This window comes from Shewanella sp. 10N.286.54.B9, assembly GCF_041468565.1.
Taxonomy (GTDB): domain Bacteria; phylum Pseudomonadota; class Gammaproteobacteria; order Enterobacterales; family Shewanellaceae; genus Shewanella.
Genome location: NZ_JBFRIY010000096.1, coordinates 1 through 23,103, shown reverse-complemented (window position 1 = coordinate 23,103; position 23,103 = coordinate 1). Strand labels below are relative to the sequence as shown.

Sequence of the window (23,103 nt, the reverse complement as noted above, 5' to 3'; positions counted from 1 at the left end):
TGTTTCATCAAAACCTGATAATAGTGCATCTAAGTCATCTTCCTCTGAGGCTTTAGCTGCTTTTGGCTCTTCATCGAAACCGGTTAATAGCGCGTCAAGATCATCATCTTCAGCGTTAGCAGCCAATGCAGCTGAGTTATCAATGGAATCTGTTTCACCATCTTGCTCGCCCATTGCTTCAGCCCACAAATCATCTAATGACTGACCTTCATCCGCAGCTTCTTCAACCACAAGGTCGACATCATCAACCTCAGGAGCATTGATCACATTAATGCTGGCAGCGTTATCATCTTGATCGGTATCTAAATGCACCGCGAGACTAATATCGTCTTCATCTACATTTTCTGCAGCTGTCGCTTTGTCATCATCAACGGCATCGACCTGAGTGCTATTTGCTTGTTTGTCACCGTTGGGCTCAGCTGCCGCTTCATTTTCATTGCGACGTCGGATAAACAACCAAAATAAACCAAGAGCAAGTAATGCAGGAACAACTGCACCTAGAATAAGTAATAATGGATTGTCCATTAACGAGCGCCAAATTGTCGAAGTCGGCTCCTCTTTGGGTTGGCTTAATTGCTCTATCACTTTCTGTTTAGCTGCTACGTCATTTTTAAGCGCTTCATTTTCTACAACACGATCTTGCAGCGCTTGCTTTAGCAGTGCATTTTCTGCTTGTAGTTCAGCAACCTCTTCTTGAAAAGACTCTGTATCTGTTGAACCTATGGTAATTTCATCGCTCGCACGGGCTAGTTCATCTGTGAGTGACAGATTCAAAGCTTCTGCTTGCTCAAGTTTTTCGGTCAGCGCTTTGATTTTAATAGCTGAATTATCTGGCTTAACTAGGGGTTTAGCGACGGGGTCAGTAACAGCTTTAACGACAGTATTTGCAGCAGGTTTTGTCGGTTTTGATGCAGCGCTACTATTATTCCAACCGCGATCATTATTTTCGGCTCGTTTTTTAGCATTTACTTTCGAAACCTGCAGCATTATCTCTTTCGACGGCACCAATAAAATCATGCCTCGTTCTAAACTGTTATAGTTTCTTCCGCTAAAGGCATGAGGATTGGCATCATACAAAGCTGACATCACTTGATAAACAGTAACGCTATTATCAGGTTTTACTGCTTGCGCGATACTCCAGAAGGTGTCGGATGATGTGGTTGGACCATATTGTCGTTTAACTGTTTTGGTTTGACCTTCAGGACCAGTAATTTTTAATGGTTCTGCAGTCGCCAGGTTAATCGAAGGAGCAACAGCAAAGACAGTTAAAACAGCGGCAAAGATGCCAGCAAAATGCGAAGTGCGAAAGTTCATCAATCCTTCCCTTTGAAGCGTAGAGGTCACTCATTGGCGACTAGCTTTAGGCAATTGTATTTATTGAGATTACTATAAACTAGATTAAGTTGCCCTGCTACTGTTCACAACTCTAAAACATAAAAAGCCCGCATAGTGCGGGCTTTTTAAGCAATTAATCGAGTACTAAATCAGTTTAGTAATAATCTCGGATCAACACTTCAGCTATCTGTACGCTATTTAATGCAGCGCCTTTACGGATATTATCCGAAACCACCCAAAGGTTTATACCGTTGTCATGGGAGATATCTTTGCGAACACGTCCGACGTAAACAGGATCTGTTCCTGCACCGTCATCGACCGCTGTTGGATATTCTTCATCAGACTCAAACAATTCGACGCCAGGCGCGCCGCGCAACACTGCTTTAACATCTTCAGCATCGACAGGTTGCAAGGTTTCGAGATGAATGGCTTCTGAATGACCATAGAACACAGGTACACGTACTGCGGTAGGATTAACCACGATAGATTCATCACCAAAGATCTTTTGCGTTTCCCACACCATCTTCATCTCTTCTTTGGTGTAGCCATTATCCATAAACTTATCAATTTGCGGTAACACGTTAAACGCAATTTGTTTTGAGTAAGTTTTTGGTTCAACAGGTAAACCTTGAAGCAACTTAGAGCACTGCGTGGCTAACTCTTCAACTGACTGTTTACCAGAACCTGATACTGACTGGTAAGTCGCAACGTTAATACGCGAAATACCATAAGCATCATGAATCGGTTTCAACGCGACTAACATTTGAATCGTTGAGCAGTTAGGGTTAGCAATGATATTGCGATTTCTAAAATCAGCGATTGCTTCTGGGTTTACTTCTGGTACTACGAGAGGCACGTCAATGTCATATCTGAAATGCGAGGTGTTATCGATAACAACACAACCATTTTCTGCTGCAATTGGCGCCCACTTTTCAGAGACATCGCCACCGGCAGAAAAGAAACCAATTTGAGCTTGTGACCAGTCAAAGGTATCTACGTCTAAAATCTCGACCTGTTTACCATGGAAGCTGACCGTATTACCGGCGCTACGACTGCTGGCTAAAGGATACAAATTTGCAATCGGAAAATTGCGCTCTTCGAGGATCTCTATCATTGTTTGACCCACTGCGCCCGATGCACCTAATACGACAACATTATATTCCTGTGACATAATTACAGCTCGACTCCTGAAAACCCTATATTGGACACCCAATTTACATTAGTTTGACCTAGGTTGCCTACCTTTAATGCACTAAATTCACGTCTATGTTTGTGATTTTTTCTCATATGATCAAACCCATGGTTATTAAGAAAGTTATTTCTGAATAACTCATCGTCATCGCGCAGATCATAAACAAACCTTGCCAACTGTAATAACGCTCTTTCATCTGTTATTTCGGTAACTGAAACCTGTTCACTCCAAAGAGGCGGTAACAGCATTTCCAGCTGTTTATCGTCTTTTATTTGTAGCACCTTAGCTAATTGTTGATACAACATAAAAGTGCCACGTGCCTTGCCTTCTAGCGAGTACCCAGCAATGTGTGGTGTACAAAATTCAATATAAGGCACCAATTCAGGCATAGGGTTGGGTTCACCTTCCCATACATCGAGCACCACCTTTACGTCATCTCGTTGCTGCTTAAACGTCATCAAAGCGTGGTTATCAATAACTTCTCCACGACAGCAATTCAGTAGCCAAGTGTTTTCACGCAAACTGTTTAGCCGTGCCTCATCGAAAAGATACCAAGTTCTATGCTCACCAGTTTTGGTAATAGGGACATGTAAACTAACAACATCACACTTTTCTATAAGCTTGCTTAAAGAAACAAAACTCCTTGGATCGCCCTTTTCCTCTAACACTGGATCGCAAAGCAACACTTCGATGCCATAGGCTTTTAGGCATTTGGCCACTGCAGTCCCCGTATTGCCAGCGCCCACAATGCCGACCACTTTGCCCTTTAACGGACTTTTAAAACGCTGTGCGAGTTCAAGCATGGCGATAAAAGCAAACTCACCTACTGCTGTGGCATTACAGCCTGGTGCGTTGGAGAACGGAATATTTCGACTGGCTAAGTAATCGAGGTCAATATGATCAGTGCCTATGGTTGCACTGCCGACAAACTTAAGTTTGTCGTTGCTTGCAAGTAATGCTTGGTTCACTTTGGTCACTGAACGGACTAACAGCACATCAGCGTCTTTAACTTGCTCCGCGGTTAGTTCTCTGCCATTTACTGTTTCTATGGTGCCTAAGTCACCAAACAACTGTTGCACGTAGGGCATGTTCTCATCGGCGAGGATCTTCATTGTGGTTTCCAAAAAATGTGAGCAAAAAGCATAAGATAGGCATTCTAGCAAGATGCTGATGACTTGAGAATCAAGCTGCTGTAATTTTCAAGCTTGAGCCTTAAATTAGCAAAGCCTCTAAACCTAAGCACGAAGCAGTTAATAATTGTTAACTAACAGCAATGAGTTAACAGTGCTATTTTACTTTTAATCTAACCAACAAAGGAATTGTAATAGTGACTCGCGACAAACTGGCTCAACTCGGTTCAGTAATAGCCGTGGTCTTTTTCTCATTCATTTTATGGATTATCTATCTCGCGAACACAGGAAACCAAAACCTACTTTTTGAGATGGTTGGCAACATCCCATTTGGTGACAAGCTAGGGCATTTAGTGCTGTTTGGCGCACTGACCTTATTGGTCGTCGTTGCGAGTCAATTTAGATGTATCACACTTGGCCGTTTCAATTGCTACTACGGCGCTCTTGCTGTCACTCTATTTGTTGTAGTTGAAGAGCTCAGCCAAGTCTTTTTCCCTACACGAACGTTTGATCTCGGCGATCTATTCGCTGATGCAGTAGGTATTGTGTTAGCGATTAAAGCTGCACAGCTTTTAAATAGACAGATGACATGAAAGCAGTCGCGTGCTGAGAAAAAGTTAAAAATCAGCCACAAAAAAAGGAAGCCGAAGCTTCCTTTTTAGATGACAAACTGCCGTTTACTTGTACTTACGCATCACCAACGTTGCGTTTGTACCACCGAAACCAAAGCTGTTGCTCATTACAGTCGTAAGCTCTTGCTCCTTCATTTCAGTGACAATTGGCATGCCTGCTGCTTTTTCATCAACGGTATCAATATTGATGCTTGGCGCAATAAAGCTGTTTTCCATCATAATCAAGCTATAGATGGCTTCATGAGCACCTGCTGCACCTAATGCATGACCAGTAAGCGACTTAGTCGATGCGATTGCTGGTAAGTTATCACCGAAGGTTTCACGTAAAGCTTCTAGTTCACGCATATCGCCAACGGGTGTTGAAGTACCATGGGTGTTGATATAGTCAATTGGAGTATCGACGTCAGCTAAAGCCATCTGCATACAACGTACAGCGCCTTCTCCTGATGGGGCAACCATGTCATAGCCATCAGATGATGCGCCGTAACCAATGACTTCAGCGTAAATTTTAGCGCCACGAGCAAGTGCATGCTCAAGCTCTTCAACCACAACGATTCCGCCACCGCCTGAAATGACAAAACCGTCACGGTCAGCATCATAAGTACGTGATGCTTTTTCAGGTGTGTCATTGTATTTAGTAGACAATGCGCCCATGGCATCGAAGCCCATAGTCAAGGTCCAATCGACCTCTTCAGAGCCACCAGCAAACACCATGTCTTGCTTACCCATTTGGATAAGTTCAGCCGCATGGCCAATACAGTGTGCACTGGTTGCACAAGCTGAACTAATTGAGTAGTTCATGCCTTTAATTTTAAATGGTGTAGCGAGACAAGCACTGGCTGTGCTCGACATAATGCGCGGCACGATATATGGCCCAACGCGCTTTACACCTTTTTCTCGCAACGTATCAGCTGCTTGTACTTGGTTAGCAGAAGATGCTCCACCCGTACCCGCAATAATACCGACCCGTGGATCTGAATATTGTTCTTCGGTTAGTCCTGCATCTTCAATCGCTTCAGCCATTGCTATGTAAGCGTATGCTGCAGCATTACCCATAAAGCGCAGTGCTTTACGATCAATGTGCTCTTTAGGATCTAACTTGATATCGCCCCAAACATGGCTGCGCAGCTTCATTTCTTCAAACTGATCTGAGTGGGTAATACCACTACGACCCGCTTTCAATGATTCAGTGACTTCTTGCTTGTTGTTACCGATACTTGAGACAACGCCCAAGCCGGTGATCACGACTCTTTTCATTATTAACTATCCATTCTATACAGGTAGTACCCATTTTGCTGCGCTAATGGTATCGCTTTTAATCCATTTAAGTGGTCAGCTTTCCATAAAGAACACAAAAATAGTGCCTAAATTGAGACATAGCGTAAAAACCTCACCTAAATTGCAGCATAAAAATGTACAATTTAGCTCAAGTTATAAATATCCTACCCTGTTTTTGTGAGGGTTTAATTTAACATTAAAGACGTAACCATGACAGTCAGTAACAATATCAGGTCAATCTTAGCGACTAACAACAGCGAAAATACCTCCATTGCGATGCTCGGATTAGACTCTGTAAGCCAAGTTTTGGAGCTGATAAAACTGCATTCAACTATAGCCGGCTCGCTAACATTAAAGATTTTCTGTGCTATTGATAATCATATTGAAGTAGTATTTAAGGCTTTATTACAGACTCATCCAGCAATTCATCTCGTCGCGATAGAAGGCTGTCAACGAGTGAAGCTTAACCATGGCAGACTCATTATTGATTTCCACCTAGGTGATTATGAGCAGCAATTACGTCAACTCCCACTCAGTAGCAACTTAATATCTCATTGGTTGTGCACCTCTAGATTTGAAGCACATTCAATTGAGCAGGGGTTATTCTGGCAAATGGCCAAGCATAGTCAAGATAGCTGTCACTGCCTAATATCAGATGAGTTGCCGACTGATAGTCAACAAACACTGATAGCGCTGTGCGACTTGGTTGGATTTAACGTCGAAAAATCAATGCTCAGTTCTGCATCTAATATTGCCGATAATGTCCTTTTAATGGAGCGGCAGGCTTTACGAGCTCAGCAGTCAAGTCAACAAGCTCCCTACCCAATTCAAACTGCAGAAAGTACAACTGAGATTGCCGTTATAGGGGGGGGAATTGCGAGTGCCAGTTTAGTTTTATCGCTGGCAGAGCGACATAAAAAAATCAGTGTGTTTTGTGAAGATAGCGAGCTGGCTCAAGCGGCATCGGGTAACAGACAGGGCGCTATCTACCCATTGCTCACACCGGATAATAATACTTTAAGTCAGTATTTCCAGCAGGCCTATCTCTTTAGTCTGCACCGTCTAAACGCACTTGCTGCTAACCACTACCCGATAGACTTTGATCTCTGCGGTGTACTACATACAGGCCATGATGATCGCAGCCGAAAACGAGTCCAGAAGATAATTAACGGTCATCCGTGGAACGCTGATATCGCCCATGCCGTTAACGAAAAGCAATCAAGTGAAATTGCTAAGGTCGAGATAGATGAAGCTGGGATATTTTACCCTTTAGGTGGTTGGGTCGCACCGCAAGATCTCACCAAAGCATCATTTAAACGGGCGCAGCAGTTATCTGATGTTAACGTACAATTAAACACCCAGGTTACTGCACTTGAAAAGTCTGATGCGGGCTGGTTCTTAATCAATAATCAACAACGCCTAGGCCCCTATAAAACAGTGGTGATCGCCAACGGCAAATCTCTTACACGCTTCGAGCAGACAAAACATCTGCAAATCACTGGATTTAGAGGTCAAGTTAGCCATGCTCCAACAAGAGCTAAGCTATCTAACCTCAGCACGGTATTATGTGCCCATGGTTACATGACCCCGATGAATAACGCCCTGCACTGTTTAGGCGCGAGTTATGTTAAAGATGCAGACAACTTGGCTTATAGCCCACAAGAGCAAGTCGATAACCTACACAAGATCCAACATAGCTACTTAGATAAAGATTGGAACCGCGACATAGATATATCCAAACACAGTGCCCGAGTCGGTGTGCGCATGGTCACTCGCGATCATGCTCCTATGATGGGACCTGCTCCTGACCTAGATGCAATCATGTCGCTCTACAATAATCACCAACTCACTCCTGAAAGTAGAAAGTTTTGGCAAAATAAGCCTGCGCCAGTGCACAAAGGCTTATACATCTTAGGTGGACTAGGTTCTCGAGGCTTAAGCTCTGGTTTGCTCGCCGCAGAAGCGTTAGCTGCTCAACTGTGTGGTGAAATCATGCCGCTTAGTACTGACTTTGTTGCACTTTTAAACCCGAACAGAATGTGGATGCGAAAACTGCTTAAAGGTAAGGCGTTAGAGTAATATATATTCAACTAAAAAAAACAGACGCCTAACAAGGCGTCTGATTGTTTAAACTACTCGGCTCCCGCCATCATTAGGGCATTCTTAAAGTCATTAACCCAACGACGATAAACTGTTTTAACGTCGCCCCAATTGAAAACCTGAGTATTTTGCTGCCACTGGTCAAACCCTTCACCACGATCGGCGGCTTTGGCTAGCACTTCTCCACTCTGTCCATCCTTTACAACAGCAAGTAACATCATTGAACCTGAGTTTTGTGTGTATGTTTTTCCCATTGAGCTAAAACTGCGTCGAGAGCTCTCTATCGGTGCGCTTAGTCGAATATCAGTGACTGCGACTTCAATAACTAACGTGTCAGGCCCAGCTTTGTCGACAAGTTTGAAAGGTTGATCTTCATTAAACACACTGGCGACAATTACAGCAAACTCAGTCGACATCTTGTTGAGCGCTTTTTCTGGCAGATCATAGGTGGCATTCAGTCCATCAGCCCTGCGATCAATTCGTGGTGGTTTATAATCTGCGGGGTGGTCATTGGTGACTGTAGCGGCTTTAAAATAAAGCTTTGTATACTTGCCCCAGTCTACGTTAGGCTTTGCAAAAGAAAGATCCAACACTGAGTTGTCGATTTTAACTAAACCGTCTTTGGTTACTTGAGCATCCGGTCCCGTCTCTAATGTAGGCGTTTTTGTTGCACAGCCCGCCATGGATACGATAAATAGTAGCAAACACCCCTTTAAAAATAGCTTCATTTAATCAGTCCTTTAGTAAAAATGATTCCAACTAAATATGGTTGCTATTGTCAGTTAGGTCAATGTCGTATTGAAAAATAGTAAACAGTAAATTAAACCCACAAAAAAGCCACAGTCTTAGCTGTGGCTCAATATAGGTTTAGCACTCTCTGGACTAGCGTTTTACTCTGACTCGATTATTGGTATCACGACTAGTACGGATCAACTCATCTCCGGTCACTGTAGCTGCTGATTTAGCCAGCCTGTCATAAAGTAAAACGTTAACCGATGCTGCTAAGTTCATACACCCCACAGTCGGCACATATACAACAGCATCGGCGCGATTAATCACTTGTTGACTGATAGTGCCGTCTTCTGGACCAAAAATATATATCGCTTTGTCTGGATGTTCAAACTCAGGTAGTGGAATAGCCCCCTCTACCAGATCGACACAAACAACAGTCACATCAGCTGCAATGGCATCAACGAGTGATTCAACCCCAGTCAGTGGGATCTGCTCGCTCGCCGCTTTAGTATCGGTATTGTACTGCGCATTACCATTGCTCGCGGCTAATGGATAACGCTTGCCAGTATAAAAAACCGCATCCGCACGGTAACAACCCGCTGCGCGCATAATGCCGCCGACATTAGTAGGGCTTTTAGGGTTTAATAACCCTATAGCGCTAAATCGCTGAATACTCATAAACTTAATAACTCAAACATGGTTAGCTCAAGCCGCCAACTTACTGCTTAATTGTGACCAAGCATCATTAACAAGCGCATAGTCATTGTCATCAAGCTCTTCTCTAGCAAGCGCTAAACATTCAACCATCTGCAATGCTAACGCTTGAATACCTTGATCAGTTTCATTCTCAAGTTTCGATAGCACTACCGCAAAGTGTCCTTGTAGGTATCCACTGGCAAATAGGGCATCATCGTCGCCTTCAGCAACAATGTTTTCTATCCAATCTTGAAGGGTTTGCTCATACTTCTCTATCATTGAGTGCTCCACAATCTCAAACTATTGGGCTTATTCCAATAGGTAATAATTAACGGCATTCGATACAACTCATGCTGCCGTATTAACTAGGCTAAATCAGGATTGGCCACTTGATACATCACATAATCGTGATAGCCAGTTACCACTTTATAATAACCCGTTAGCTCTTTATCTAATTCAGGGTCGCCACTATCCACAATTAGTGGCCGTCCTTCAAGTGCTTTTAGCTTTGTTTTTGTCGCTAAGATAACAATATTGCTCTTGCCTACTCGTCTTATGAGTTGTGGTGATAACTGTTGATTACCTCGGCCCAATATATGACCCTGTCCACCAATAAGAGTAATGAATAGCTTAACCGACTGGTTTTCGGTAAGTTTAAGTAGCTCTTCGGCAGATAGATCGCTGGCTAGAAGTTGCTGCTGTTGAATGAGATCGACACCGAGTAGAGTATTGTCTAGCCCAAGCTCCTCCATGACTGCAGCCACTGTGCTACCTGAGCCTATTACAACGAGCTCATCTTCCATTAACTCAATGGCTTCTGCTGCAATATCTGCAAGTACTAACTCATCAGTTTCTTTGCCGCCCATTTTCACCGCTTGCACATAGCGTGGCTCTGCTGGCACCAGCATTTCACCAAAGCACTTAGCTTTAACGACTCCCGTTCTAAAAGCGGCTTCGTCGATATCCATCACGTCAGCGCTCATCAAACTCACTAACTCACCTTCTAGCAGCATTTTCAGCACCACGCCTGATGCGTGAGGGGTAATACCATAAACACCTGAATGGATTTTCACTCCTGCAGGCACACCAAGTACTGGTATGTTATCGTCAGCAATCGCGTAAATATCTCGTGCAGTGCCATCACCACCTGCAAACAATAATAGATCTAATGTTTCGTTGAGCAGTTCAGTCACAACAGCCTGAGTATCTTGCGCTGCAGTGTCAGTCGGTGCTTGGTAGACGACGCGAACATTGAAGCCCATTTTTCGCGCTAGTGTTTCTCCCATATCACCAGAAGCCGTTATTACCTCTATTCGGTCTTTATAAGGTAAAACAACATTTAAAGCTTGCTCCATGCGAAGGTGAGATTTCGGTTCAGCTCCTTTCGCTAACGCAATTTCAGCAACACCGTCACTGCCTTTTAAGCCTACGCTGCCACCTAACCCTGCAAGTGGATTAATAATCAAACCAAGACGAAACTTACTCACTTTGACAAACTCCATTTAAAGCCAAATTACTATAGAAAAACACGTATTACGCCGCACTCACTTCACCACTAACATCGCGTTTCGATGATGGGATAAACAAAACAGCAATCATTGACAGTACTGCACAAAATGCCGCAAACACCCAAGTCGTCACTGCGCCAGAGCCATCTCCCCAAATAATACCGCATAACCAAGTACCTAATGCACCGCCAACACCAAAACTAAGGCTGGCATAGAGCGCTTGCCCTTGGCTACGCCGACTGATATCAAAATGCTTATGTACAAACTGAATCGACGCGGCGTGTGTTAGTCCGAAGGTGAAAGCATGCAACACTTGGCTCAAACTTAGCCACAATAAACTGTCTACCCCAAATGCTAGCAACAACCAACGTACAGCAGTCAGTGCGATACTAATAAACAGTAAGAACTTTACCCCAAAGCGGCCAAGTAGCTTGGGGGCATACATAAACATGATGATTTCAGCAACCACACCCAATGCGACGAATATCCCCGCAACAGCTTCGGTATAACCCGCCTGTTTCAGGTATAAAACAAAGAAACCATAAAAAGGACCTGCACTCATCTGCAGCAACATGGCTGAAATTAGAAACCAAATAACCGCTTTATTAAATGTGATAGGTTGACGTTTTACCTCTTTCTCTATCTTTGCTCTGTTTGCCGGCAGCGGCAATGCACTAGCTAACATACCGATAAAGAGTGCCATGCCTATATAGGGGAGAATTTGCGGCCCCCAATGGCCAATAGCAAAACCGCCACCAACCACCAAAACGATGTATCCAACACTGCCCCAGCTACGAATAGCGCCATAACGTGTCGCGTTTTCGCCGAGGGTTTCTAAGGTAATAACCTCTAGTTGCGCCAAAATAGCGTTCCAAAAAAAGGTATAAACGGCAAGACTGATTGCGAGATAAGTCAAGCTGCCATCATAGAAAAAGCTTAGGTAAGAGACCGCAGCAGCGCCGGCACCGATCTTAATGAGTTCTGCACGCATGCCCGTTCTATCCGCCACAATAGCCCATAGATTAGGTGCAATGATGCGAGTTCCCATTAAAATGGCCAGTAAAAAACCGATCTCTTGGGCATTAAAACCACGGCTATCAAAAAATACGCCTAAGTAAGGCACCATGACGCCAAGAATAGAAAAGAAGAAAAAATAACAAGCACAGAGCCAGCGTAATTGCTGCTCTGTGTTTTTGGGCTGAAACATTAACGCATTCCGATGACTGGTGTACTGCTATTCACATCCATATTTTGTGCACGGTGACGTAGTAAATGATCCATTAATACTATCGCTAACATTGCTTCTGCAATGGGTACAGCACGAATGCCAACACATGGATCGTGTCTGCCCTTGGTGACCACTTCAGCCGAACCGCCTTGGGCTGTCATACTTTCGCCAGGTACGCTAATGCTTGAAGTTGGCTTCATCGCGATATGGGCAACAATCGGTTGACCCGATGAGATCCCACCGAGTATGCCGCCAGCATGATTTGAAGCAAAACCTTCTGGTGACATCAAATCACGATGCTCAGAACCTTTTTGATTGACCACTTCAAAACCATCACCAATCTCAACGCCTTTTACCGCATTAATACCCATTAAGGCATGGGCAACTTCTGCATCTAATCGATCAAAAACAGGCTCGCCTAAACCAACCGGCACACCCGTCGCCACGACAGTCACTTTAGCGCCGATTGAATCGCCACTTTTTTTAAGGTCACGCATATACTCATCTAGAGCTTCTAGCTTCGACGCATCAGGGAAGAAAAATGCATTTTTCTCTATCTCTTCGAAATCAACAGCTTCAGCTTTGATTGGCCCAAGCTGCGACAGGTAGGCATTAATCTCTACACCATGAACTTGTTTCAAGTACTTTTTAGCCACTGCACCAGCAGCCACTCGCATGGCAGTTTCACGTGCCGATGAACGGCCACCGCCACGATAATCTCTCACGCCATACTTTTGCTGGTAGGTGTAGTCAGCATGACCCGGACGGAATAGATCTTTAATGTTCGAGTAGTCTTTGCTGCGTTGGTCGGTATTTTCTATCAAAAGCCCGATTGAAGTCCCCGTTGTTTGTCCTTCAAACACGCCAGATAAGATGCGTACTTCATCGGGTTCACGACGAGCAGTAGTATATCGAGAGGTTCCAGGTCGGCGGCGATCTAAGTCGTGTTGCATATCTGCTTCACTTAACTCAACACCTGGAGGACAACCATCAATGATACAACCTAAGGCGACTCCGTGACTCTCGCCAAATGTAGTGACGACAAAATTTTGTCCAATACTGTTTCCCGACATCCGCTTTCTACACCTCAATTCTCATAATTAGATTAGTACCTACTGTAAAGAGAAGTAGGTACTCACATATAGCAACCACATTAACCACAGTGGCTAACCGCTATTATTCACTATCTTTGTAGATAACGAATAGTGATTCATTCTCAACTAGCTGATCACGTGTGAGGATAAATACCCCGTCACCGCCATTTTCAAAGCTTGCCCATGTAAATGGCACATCAGGGAATTGCTCAATGATATGCACCATAGAGTTACCCACTTCAACCACAAGTAAACCATCTTCGGTCAAGTAATCAGCGGCATTTGCCAAAATACGTTTGGTTAAATCTAAGCCATCACGGCCAGATGCTAAGCCGATTTCTGGTTCATGATGATACTCATCTGGCATATCACCGATATCTTCAGCGTCAACATATGGTGGGTTAGATACTATCAAGTCGTACTGAGGACCTTTTGGAATCGCAGAAAATAGATCCGACTCCATCGGGAAGACTCTATCCATGACGCCTAGCGTCTCAATATTAATCTGCGCCACTTCTAACGCATCATCACTGATATCCAATGCATCCACTTCAGCATCTTCAAACTCATAAGCACACGCAATGGCAATACAGCCACTACCAGTACACAGATCCATGACACGATTAACTTGCTTGTTATATAACCAAGGGCTAAAGCGGTTAGCAATTAGCTCTGCGATTGGTGAACGAGGAACCAGCACTCTTTCATCAACATAAAACTCTAAACCGGCAAACATCGCTTTATTGGTAAGATATGGAACGGGTAAACGCTCCCTTACTCGGCGAATGATCAACTCAACGATTTTGTGTTTTTCACTGATCGTCAAGTTAGAGTGAATGACTTGTTGGCCAAGTTGTTCTGGCAGGTGTAATGCATGAAATACCAATGCGATGGCTTCATCCCAAGCATTGTCAGTACCATGGCCGTAGTATATATTTGCATCATTAAAACGACTGACACCCCAGCGCAACATATCACCGATAGTTCTTAATTCATTAACGGCTTCATCAACAAAAATCTTATCCAAAATTCACTCCAACGTTTTTATTCCGACTCATTGTAACTGAACTCTATTCATATGGCATCGGATTCAATAAAATACCCTTATGAATAAAAAAACAGATAAAGATGAATTGGCACTATTTGCCGAGCTGACAAAAGGCATGAAACCTTTAGAGCAAAACAAACGCCACTTCAAAACAGCGCCGAAAGATCGCAAAGTAATTGAAGAAAAAGAGCAACAGCTGCACGCTGACAGCTTCTTCTCCGATACTTATCAACCTTTGCTGCCAGAAAATGGCCCGATGAAATGGGCAAGAGATGATGTTGATAGTTTTGAGGTCAAACGTCTGCGACGGGGCGATTACGCTCCCGATCTTTTATTAGATCTGCACGGTATGCGGCAATCAGAAGCAAAACTAGAACTTGCAGCACTGATCCAAGCCTGTGTAAAACAGCAAAGTCACTGTTGCTGCATTATGCATGGACATGGAACAGGGATTTTAAAGCAGAATATTCCGATGTGGCTAGCACAACATCCCCATGTAAAAGCATTCCATCAAGCGACTAAGGAATGGGGTGGCGATGCAGCCTTACTAGTACTCATCGATATCGGTGACCTTCCCTATCGTCGATGAATCCAGAGTTTTTAAAAACATAAAAAATGAGTCCATTTGGACTCTTTTTTAGCAATAAATTAAAGCATTATTAACCAATCATATGCGGTGCATACTGCCACTCTATTGAGCTATTATTACCACTCTTTGAGATCAGAGTCGTACCTGAAGTCGCAAACAGTGGTGGCTCAATACCAGGAACCAATTCACTCACTAGATAACCCAATAGCGGCATATGCGCTAAAACCAGTACATTATCGGCCTCATAGTGTTCAGCATAGGCAACAATAGTATCGGCAACAGTCGCAGGATCACCCGCCGGAACAAGTTCATCAAGCGTTAGCCATTTTCTAGGCTTTGGAAAGTGCTTCTGTACCTCTTGCCAACTTTGTTGTGCGCGTAAATATGGGCTCACCAAAACTAAATCAAATTCAGTAACGCTCTGACCTAGCCAATTACTCATCAAGCCGGTGTGCTGGCGGCCTAATTCAGTTAATGTGCGTTCTCTATCTGAGTGTGCATTAAAACCTGCTTCACCATGACGCATTAAAAATAGCTGCATACTTCGTGGCTACTCCCAATTTTTGTTCTTATTGGCTAATTGTAGTCTGAATATTGACAGCAACATACCGTTTTTTGTTAATAATTAGTCGAATAGCACATAGTCGCGCTTTAGGATAAATAACATTGTTAGCCGCCAGAGTGACCATCCAGCTAAAATTGCCCCATATTTAGCCAAACAGAAAGCTTTATTTGCTGTTTGGTCAGCTTGTATTTGAAGATAAGTAAAAATGATGGCAAGTTAAGTTATTACAGCAAACTTGAACACCTCCCAATACGTGCTTTGCCACCAAGAAGTGATGCAGCTGCTTGATGGGAATTAGGTTTTATTCGTGCTTTATCTGTAAGAGATTACTAAAGTAATTATCTAGGTTTGTGCTGTTTGATCCATTGGAGCAATACTTTTGCCAACAAATAAAAAAGTTATCACCAGTCCAAATGACCACCGCAAGTATCGCAGCTTAACCTTAGATAATGGGTTATCGGTACTGTTAGTCGAAGATAGTCAATCAACCGAAGCCGCTGCATCAATGGCCGTAGCAGTAGGTCATTTCGACGATCCGGTCTCTCGCCCAGGTATGGCACACTTTCTTGAACATATGCTTTTTCTGGGGACAGAGAAGTTTCCTCAAGCAGGTGAGTACTCCGCTTTTATTAACCAACATGGCGGCAGTAATAACGCCTGGACAGGCACTGAACACACCAACTTTTTTTATAGTATTAACGCAGCGCAACTTGAAGAGTCACTGGACAGGTTCAGTCAGTTTTTCGTCGCGCCTTTATTCGACGTCGCGCTGGTAGAGCGAGAACGACATGCCATAGAGTCAGAATTTAGCATGAAGCTAAAGGACGATATTCGTCGTGTCTACCAGGTGCAAAAAGAGACCGTCAATCCTGCTCACCCATTTTCAAAGTTCTCTGTCGGCAATTTAGAGACATTAGCAGGTGATGAATCAGATTTAAGAGCAGAGTTGATCGCTTTTTATAAAGAGAAATACAGTGCAAACAAAATGACGTTGTGCATTGTTGCACCAAGCAAACTAGATGAATTGGCTAAGCTCGCTACGCGCTATTTTGGCCAAATAGAACATCGTGAATTAGCAGTGCAATATCCTGATACGCCTATTTATCTCACCGAACAATTACAAACAAAAATCAATATCGTGCCACTGAAAGAGCAAAGACGAATTGCGATTACATTTGCTCTACCAGCCCTTGAGGCTTTCTACAAACACAAACCATTAACGTTTATTAGCCACCTTCTGGGCTACGAAGGAAAAGGCAGTTTACTCTCTTATCTGAAGGAAAAAGGTCTTGCAAATAACTTGTCTGCAGGTGGCGGGGTTAATGGCTACAATTTCAAAGATTATAATATTAGTATTCAATTGACAGACCGAGGTTTAAACAACCTTAAACACGTTATCGACTGTGCTTTTGAATATATTGCCTTGATTAAAGAACATGGCCTTGAACACTGGCGTTACGATGAAAGAGCAGCGTTACTCAAAGTTGCCTTCCAATACCAAGAGCAGGTAAAAGCCTTAGATTTAGCGAGCCATTTAAGCATAAACATGCACCACTACGATATTGAAGATGTTGTCTATGGTGACTATCGTATGGATGGCTTAAACATTGCTGAAACAGAGCAACTTTTGGCGCTAATGAACCCTAATAATATGCGCTTACAGCTTATTGCTCCTGAGCTTGATACTGACAAACAAGCTGCTTGGTACCACTCTCCGTACCAAATACGGCCTATACCGTCAGATGACTTAGCGCGTTGGTCAGCGCCCAATATACGCTCTGAGCTAACGCTGCCAGCAGCAAATCCATTTATTATCGATCACTGCGTTGCCAGGGCAGAGAAAAGCAATGGCACTGTGCCCCTAGTCGTTGCTCAAGAGGATGGTTATCGGATCTGGCATAGAAAAGATGATGAGTTTAATGTTCCTAAAGGCCATCTGTATCTGTCATTAGACTCAGCCCAAGCAGCCGCTTCACCAAAGCACGCAGCATTAACACGACTATACGTAGAGATGCTACTTGATTACCTTACCGAGTTCACCTACCAAGCCGAAGTCGCTGGGCTTAGCTACAATATCTATCCCCATCAAGGCGGGATCACGCTTCACCTAACCGGTTTCACCGGCAAGCAACAAGCATTGTTATCTCTTGTTATTGAAAAAGCACGAGAACGAAACTTCACCCAAAGTCGCTTCGAATTAATTAAACGACAGATATTACGCAGTTGGTATAACCATACTCAAGCAAAGCCAATATCCCAGCTTTTTACTAGCTTGACTGTCACGCTACAAAAACGCAGCTTTGAGCCAGCGCGTATGGCTGAATTTCTGGAAGAGATAACCCTTGAAGATCTGCATGCCCATGTCAAAAGTTTTTATGAGAAGGTGCATCTAGAGGGCTTGGTTTACGGCGACTGGTTGGAGAGTGAAGCAAAAATTCTAGGTATTAAACTTGATAAAATCTTATCGCTAGTAAGCTCTCCAAGTGCGGAGTCTTCGAGAGAGCTAATTGATCTCACTAATAAAGGTACCTTGTTAAGAGAGATCCCAGTAGAGCACCAAGACAGTAGTATTATTGTCTATTACCAATCTGATACCGCGACTCCTGATAATATGGCAGTGTTAAGTCTGTTGAATCACACGATGTCTTCAACCTTTTTCCATGAGTTGAGAACCCAAAGACAGTTAGGTTATATGGTAGGAACAGGATACCTACCGCTTAATCGCTATCCTGGTATCATTTTCTATATCCAATCACCTAGCACGGGTCCACAGGTTTTACTCGAGGCCATTGACGAGTTTATCGCAGATTTTACCTACGCCATCTTACAAATAACCAACGAGCAATGGGAAGCGACCAAAACAGGCCTAATAAACCAAGTGATGGAGCATGACTCAAACCTTAAAACGCGCAGTCAGCGCTATTGGTCAAGCATAGGTAATAAAGACTTTCAGTTTAACCAACGTGAAAAAGTGGTCGCGCAAATTGAAACGTTAACCCGCTCTGATTTAATCAAGTTTATTATGAATAAAATGCGTACTAAGCACTGTGACAGACTGGTGTTGTTTAGCACCGGAGAATCTCATCAAGACCAAACGCCACTAAAGTCCAACAATATGATTTTAGATCTTAGAGCCTTCAAGCTTAAAGCAGAACAATTTGATTACTAACGACTATAATTTCAGTGATAACTTGTGGCATAGATAAAGCCGAACCACAAATTATCCGGAACTTAAAGGATCAAAAAGCAATAAAAACAAGCTAAACGGACAGATATCATACTGAAAGGACACTGATAATGATAATTAGCTACAAAATACACGAAGGTTTTTGACAATGACTTCACTTTCTGAAAAAGTGAGTATTATCCGCTGTTGCCTTATGACATTGACTAAAAATTAAATTATAAATATGCCTAAGACATTACTAAAAATTGTACTTTTTTTACTCATCTCTTTTGTCCCGCTACAGTCCTCTTTAGCATTTACCCTAAATGCTGTTTCGTTAGGCGTACCTGAAGGACTTTCGCAAAGCAATTTGACCTCAATAGTTGAAGATTCAGATGGATACGTTTGGATTGGTACTCTTAATGGCTTAAATCGCTACGACGGAAAACACTTTCGACATTACTTTCCCTCCGAAAGAAACGAACTAGCAAGTGCATTCATCCGTAGCTTATATATTAGCCAATCAGGCTCTATGTATGTAGGCACAGATAAAGGTTTATCAATATATGATTCGTCCCTAGACAAACTTGTCTCGTCAAAAAATTTAGGTTTTGAGTTAAATGATGCAATTTGGACAATCAACGAATACAACAATAATATATTTATTGGTACTGAAAACGCTATATACATTTTAAGTGAATTAAATAATAAGAAACTATCACTGAAGAACAAGTACTCTGGTGACTTTGGCACTGTAAAAAACATAATTATGTTTGAAAACACAATGTTTATTAGAAACTATTCTGGTGTCATATATTCCATTTCAAATGGTGTTGAGATAGTCACTGATAGTGCTAATGCAATAAAAGTCATCGATGAAAAACTAATTATATTTAAAAATAGTGGAGCATTTGAGTATGCCAACGGCAAACTGGCTAACTTTTCCCCAATTGAACTCATTAGTGTCACAGAGAATTCTGATTTCAATTTTGGTTTGAATAAAAATTCAGTGTTCATGATAGACAATGTAAAACAACCAGTTTTTATTGGAAAATTAAATGCATCAGAACAACCTTTAGAGCACCCACAAATAATCAGAGGTCGTACAAAAACATTTATTCTCAACCAAAATAATGGTTTTTTCATAATTGATGATAATAGTAACCTAATAAAAACAAAAGTAGTAAGCAGTGGTAATGTTTGGTCCATTTCTCCAAATAATAAAAACCATTTAGTTGTCGCTTCTGATGACCAATTTATTCGGCTATATGATAACGAGCTAAATGTCATAGAACAGTATGACTCTAAAGTTAAAGGTCCTAAATCTGCGGTTAAAATTGGGGATCTAATTTATGTCGCAAGCTCAAAAGGCTTCTTCTCAATAAATATAGACAACGGCATTATAAATAACATCCTTGACGGCATATTTTTTATTGCTAAATCTAAAAAAGATGGTGGAAGCATTTTTATCGGCTCAACGTCAGGGACTATCTTACAATACTATGTTGATACCGGATTCATACAGGAATATATAATCGACAAAGGTAACCCCGTCTTCGACATAAAGGAGAGTAACAATTCTTTATTCGTCGCAACACAGGGTGGTTTATTTGAGCTTGCAAATGACTTAGTTGCTCCGATTTATACAAAGCAAATGGTGCTCAGTATTGATGTTTTTAATGAAGAAATATTATTTGGAACCAGTTCAGGATTAGAATCACTCTCCAGGACAAGTGGAAAGTTCGAATTAATATATAGTAAAAACAATCCTATTTTTTCTATAACACAAAACAACAACTTTATTTTAGCCTCTTCTGTAAATGAAGTAATATTAATAGACAAGAAAAATAGTAGATTATACACCTTAACAAAAGAACTAGGTGTTCAAGAAGAGTATAATACTCATGCGATTTTAAAAGGAAATGAAGAAATATACATAGGTGGAATTTCTGGAGTTAGCTTTGTTTCAATAAAAAAATTAGTGGCATATTTATCATCAAGAGAAACACTGGGTGTAACACTCGATGAGTTATTAATATTTAACATTCCTGAAATACCTGGTGACGGAGTGTTAAATAGCAAGTTAAGTAAAACTGAAAAGCTTAGACTAAAGTATTCAGACTATCCATTCACATTATCTTTTCACAGTCCCAAAAGTCCACTTAAAAATATTAATTATATTTATCAGATGCGTGGCCTATCAGAGTCGCTAATTAACTCCGAAGGTATAAATTCTGCAACTTATACCAACCTATCACCAGGTGATTATGAGTTCGTAGTTTTTGCGATAGATCCAGTAACAAACCAGCCTGGAGTAGAGAGAAGCCTAAATATAGAGATCACTCCTCCTTGGTGGCTATCAACTCCAGCTAAAGTTTTATACTTCTTAGTCGCGCTTTTAATATCCATTGCGACAATAAAAATTGCGATGAGAAGGCGAGTGGTTCAAAGGCAGATCGCCAAAAGTGAAGAGCGGCTGAAACTGTCACTGTGGGGTAGTGGCGATGAGATGTGGGATTGGGATATTGAGACAGGACAAATTTATCGCTCGAATATATGGGGCTCACTTGAATTTCCAAGAGATGGACAACGCTCAGGTCAAGAGGGCGAAGAGAGTAATATCCACCCTATGGACCAAATTCGAGTACGAGATGCCTTAAATAAGCATTTCTATGGCGAGACCGATCATTTTGAAGCTGCATACCGAGTAAAAGGCAAGTCTGACGATTGGGTGTGGATTTTAGATCGTGCAAAAATTGTAGAGCGTGATGAGAACGACAATGCGCTGCGTATGACAGGTACGATTAAGAATATTAGTAACTTTAAACAAGCTGAAGAGCAACTGAGACTTTTTGAGCGGGCGATTCAAAATATCTCTGAAGGTATGTTTATTTTAGATAGCGAGTTCTGTTTTGTAGAAGTGAATGAAGCTTGCTGTGATCTTTCAATGCTAAGTAAAAAAGATTTTATAGGTACCCAGTTTAATTTTGACTTATATCCCGACAGCTACTCTGAACAAATCCGCTCTATATTAAAACAACAAGGTCGGTGGAGTAATGAAGTCGAATCAGCAAGAGGTAACGGTACTAGCTTTTTAATGGAGCTGACTATCGATGCCATTTACGATGACCAAGGCGAATTGAGCCATTATGTTGGTATTTTCTCGGACGTTAGTCGACGTAAGCAACAAGAAGAGGAGCTAAGAAAGCTCACCAATAACGACTTACTGACAAACCTTCCCAACCGCTCTAACCTGATGGTGACACTCGGCAACTTGGTTAAGCGAGACTCCCACCATACTTTAATGGTTTTAGATCTTGATAATTTTAAGAAGATTAACGACTCCTTAGGTCATCAAGTCGGTGATGAGTTACTTATTTTAGTTTCTGAACGAATTCAAGCCGCCGTGCCCCACCACACCAGCATTTATCGTTTAGGTGGGGATGAGTTTGCTATTTTAATAGACAAAAATCCTGATATTGGTGTCAGCGCTGTTATTGCAAAAACAGTAATCCATGCCTTTGAAACCGCTTTTCAACTGTCCGCTGAAAAAGTCGTGGTTGGCGTTAGTATCGGTATCGTTTTGTATCCTGAAGACGATCAGAACGAGCAAGCACTACTGCGTAAGGCCGATATTGCGATGTACCATGCTAAATCTGCTGGTGGTAATCGATACCAATTCTACTCAGAATCGCTTAATAAGAATGCCATCAGACAATTAGAGGTGGAAAACCTCATCCGTGAGGGTATTAAAGATGATCTATTTGAAGTGTACTACCAACCTAAAATCGATTTAAAAACCGGTAATATGGCGGGCATGGAAGCACTGGTTAGATTGAACCACCCTGAACACGGGCTAATTCCGCCGAATAGCTTTATCCCGCTCGCGGAAGAGAACGGACTGATTGTTGAGATCGGCGACATCGTGCTTAAAAAAGCCTGCTTTGCGGCGCAGAAATGGCGCTCGCAAGGTTTATTTAATGGCCGTGTAGCTGTCAATTTATCGTCAAAACAGTTTGCACTGCCCGATCTACAGCAACGCATTGAATCTGTGTTGCGGTTAACTCAGTTACCAGCTGCAAACTTAGAGCTTGAAATAACCGAAGGTACCGTTATTCGTGAGCCGGAAAAAGCGATAAAAGTGATGCAACAACTGTCAAAAATGGGGGTGAGTTTAGCCCTTGATGACTTTGGTACCGGTTACTCCTCTTTATCATATTTAAAGCGTTTTCCTATCCATACACTTAAGATTGATAAAGCATTCGTTGATGATATCGACAAATCCGATCGCGACTTAAAAATGGTTGATTCAATTATCACTATCGCCCATAACATGGGGCTTTCAGTGGTGGGTGAAGGCGTTGAAGAAACATCTCAATTGAGTATTTTACGGGCACTCAAATGTGAAGAGATCCAGGGCTATATTTTTAGCAAAGCTGTCACCGAAGATGAGTTCACCAACCTTTTACACAATGATACCAATGCTAAACCATTAAAAGCTATCTCACTCAATAAAGCGCAATAACTCAATCATGTAAACATTGGCACAACATCTGCAACAACCTTCTCAATAGTCAAAAAAATGATACTTTGAGAAGGTTAAGATGAAAAAGATAATTAATGGATTAGTTGTTTCAATTGCATTTGCATGTTCACTCCCTGTTATGGCTTCTAGCCACACCTCAATAGCGGACCTCGATAGCAGCTACCTAACGCTTGACCTACAAACGGCAGGCGTACCACACATCAAGTTGAAGCCACTACAAACTGCCGGTGTACCGCACATCAAAGTGAAACCACTGCAAACCGC

At 42.3% G+C, this 23,103-nt stretch carries 17 protein-coding genes and 1 pseudogene; 6 read left to right on the top strand and 12 right to left on the bottom strand.

Annotated features, from left to right (window positions below; translation table 11 throughout):
- The 3 genes from AB4135_RS21815 to AB4135_RS21805 all read right to left on the bottom strand — a co-directional run.
- Positions 1-1,314 (bottom strand): FimV/HubP family polar landmark protein (locus AB4135_RS21815; protein WP_371995520.1); only part of this gene is annotated, 1,314 nt, incomplete at its 3' end.
- 175 nt (positions 1,315-1,489) lie between these two features.
- Positions 1,490-2,506, bottom strand: a complete 1,017-nt coding sequence (locus AB4135_RS21810) for an aspartate-semialdehyde dehydrogenase (protein WP_371995519.1) — start codon at positions 2,504-2,506, stop codon at positions 1,490-1,492.
- A gap of 2 nt (positions 2,507-2,508) precedes the next feature.
- The gene (locus AB4135_RS21805; RefSeq protein WP_371995518.1) at positions 2,509-3,639 is read right to left on the bottom strand and encodes a 4-phosphoerythronate dehydrogenase; all 1,131 of its coding nucleotides are present in this window, start codon (positions 3,637-3,639) and stop codon (positions 2,509-2,511) included.
- A 215-nt stretch (positions 3,640-3,854) separates the two neighbouring features.
- Here AB4135_RS21805 and AB4135_RS21800 point away from each other — a divergent pair, with 215 nt between their 5' ends.
- Positions 3,855-4,250, top strand: coding sequence for a VanZ family protein (locus tag AB4135_RS21800; protein WP_371995517.1), 396 nt, complete (start codon positions 3,855-3,857; stop codon positions 4,248-4,250).
- Positions 4,251-4,334: 84 nt separating this feature from the next.
- Here AB4135_RS21800 and fabB read toward each other — a convergent pair whose 3' ends face one another.
- Complete coding sequence (gene fabB, locus AB4135_RS21795) at positions 4,335-5,546, bottom strand: beta-ketoacyl-ACP synthase I (RefSeq protein WP_371995516.1); 1,212 nt, start codon at positions 5,544-5,546, stop codon at positions 4,335-4,337.
- A 231-nt stretch (positions 5,547-5,777) separates the two neighbouring features.
- Here fabB and mnmC point away from each other — a divergent pair, with 231 nt between their 5' ends.
- The gene (gene mnmC, locus AB4135_RS21790) at positions 5,778-7,646 is read left to right on the top strand and encodes an FAD-dependent 5-carboxymethylaminomethyl-2-thiouridine(34) oxidoreductase MnmC (protein WP_371995515.1); all 1,869 of its coding nucleotides are present in this window, start codon (positions 5,778-5,780) and stop codon (positions 7,644-7,646) included.
- Between the two features lie 53 nt (positions 7,647-7,699).
- Here mnmC and AB4135_RS21785 read toward each other — a convergent pair whose 3' ends face one another.
- The 7 genes from AB4135_RS21785 to prmB form a co-directional block, all read right to left on the bottom strand.
- Complete coding sequence (locus AB4135_RS21785; RefSeq protein ID WP_371995514.1) at positions 7,700-8,395, bottom strand: DUF3313 family protein; 696 nt, start codon at positions 8,393-8,395, stop codon at positions 7,700-7,702.
- Positions 8,396-8,549: 154 nt separating this feature from the next.
- Positions 8,550-9,077, bottom strand: a complete 528-nt coding sequence (locus tag AB4135_RS21780; RefSeq protein WP_371995513.1) for an RNA methyltransferase — start codon at positions 9,075-9,077, stop codon at positions 8,550-8,552.
- 27 nt (positions 9,078-9,104) lie between these two features.
- Positions 9,105-9,374, bottom strand: coding sequence for a YfcL family protein (locus tag AB4135_RS21775; RefSeq protein WP_371995512.1), 270 nt, complete (start codon positions 9,372-9,374; stop codon positions 9,105-9,107).
- Between the two features lie 86 nt (positions 9,375-9,460).
- Positions 9,461-10,582 carry an ATP-NAD kinase family protein gene (locus tag AB4135_RS21770; protein ID WP_371995511.1) on the bottom strand — a complete coding sequence of 374 codons (1,122 nt, stop codon included), beginning with the start codon at positions 10,580-10,582 and terminating at the stop codon, positions 9,461-9,463.
- A gap of 46 nt (positions 10,583-10,628) precedes the next feature.
- A complete protein-coding gene (locus tag AB4135_RS21765) occupies positions 10,629-11,810 on the bottom strand; it encodes an MFS transporter (RefSeq protein ID WP_371995510.1) in 1,182 nt (393 codons plus the stop codon).
- Positions 11,810-12,904, bottom strand: coding sequence for a chorismate synthase (gene aroC, locus AB4135_RS21760; protein ID WP_371995509.1), 1,095 nt, complete (start codon positions 12,902-12,904; stop codon positions 11,810-11,812). Before aroC ends, AB4135_RS21765 begins: the two co-directional genes overlap by 1 nt.
- Positions 12,905-13,007: 103 nt before the next feature.
- Positions 13,008-13,952 carry a 50S ribosomal protein L3 N(5)-glutamine methyltransferase gene (gene prmB / locus AB4135_RS21755; protein ID WP_220737600.1) on the bottom strand — a complete coding sequence of 315 codons (945 nt, stop codon included), beginning with the start codon at positions 13,950-13,952 and terminating at the stop codon, positions 13,008-13,010.
- A gap of 79 nt (positions 13,953-14,031) precedes the next feature.
- On the opposite strand from prmB, the gene smrB reads away from it, so the two are divergent.
- Entirely contained in the window at positions 14,032-14,562 is a 531-nt protein-coding gene (gene smrB / locus AB4135_RS21750; RefSeq protein ID WP_371995508.1) for an endonuclease SmrB, read from the top strand.
- Positions 14,563-14,632: 70 nt separating this feature from the next.
- On the opposite strand, the gene sixA is transcribed toward smrB, so the two are convergent.
- Positions 14,633-15,103, bottom strand: a complete 471-nt coding sequence (sixA, locus tag AB4135_RS21745) for a phosphohistidine phosphatase SixA (RefSeq protein ID WP_371995507.1) — start codon at positions 15,101-15,103, stop codon at positions 14,633-14,635.
- 403 nt (positions 15,104-15,506) lie between these two features.
- On the opposite strand from sixA, the gene AB4135_RS21740 reads away from it, so the two are divergent.
- The 3 genes and pseudogenes from AB4135_RS21740 to AB4135_RS21730 all read left to right on the top strand — a co-directional run.
- On the top strand, positions 15,507-18,296 hold the full coding sequence (locus tag AB4135_RS21740; RefSeq protein ID WP_371995506.1) for an insulinase family protein: 2,790 nt from the start codon (positions 15,507-15,509) through the stop codon (positions 18,294-18,296).
- 241 nt (positions 18,297-18,537) lie between these two features.
- Positions 18,538-22,818: an EAL domain-containing protein gene (locus AB4135_RS21735; protein ID WP_371995505.1), complete on the top strand. Its 4,281-nt coding sequence runs from the start codon at positions 18,538-18,540 to the stop codon at positions 22,816-22,818.
- A 79-nt stretch (positions 22,819-22,897) separates the two neighbouring features.
- A pseudogene (locus AB4135_RS21730) lies at positions 22,898-23,103 on the top strand (hypothetical protein); the annotation flags it as partial.